The following is a 311-nucleotide window of genomic DNA, read 5'->3' as shown; positions in this document are numbered from 1 at the left end:
GGCTACTCCTTTCATAGCCAAAGCATCGGTGAATATCAGCCCTTTAAATCCAAGCTCTTCCCTGAGTAGGTTCTGTACGATATTGCGCTTATGTTGCCGGCAGTATTCATGTTCCTGTTCCTCGAAGATTATCTTCGCCCGATTCTCAATCCATCGGCAGGGAGTTTTCAGGTCCACCGGCCAAACCGCTCCACGGTGCTCTGCCTTCACGGTATGGGTATTGAACGGTTGAAGAACCTCTATAAGATGAATAAAAAAGATCCCGACTATATTCCGGAGATTGGTCATCGTCTGCGACTCAGATAATGTTG

1 protein-coding gene is annotated in these 311 nt (G+C 47.3%); it reads right to left on the bottom strand.

The genetic code is table 11. The features are described from left to right. Positions 1–311, bottom strand: a 311-nt coding sequence (locus D0T87_RS25270) for a glycoside hydrolase family 3 N-terminal domain-containing protein (protein WP_370526971.1), incomplete at both ends; no start/stop codon positions are given.

It is taken from the genome of Bacteroides sp. 51 (assembly GCF_010500965.1).
Lineage (GTDB): Bacteria > Bacteroidota > Bacteroidia > Bacteroidales > Bacteroidaceae > Bacteroides.
This window is presented reverse-complemented; position numbering and strand designations above follow the sequence as displayed.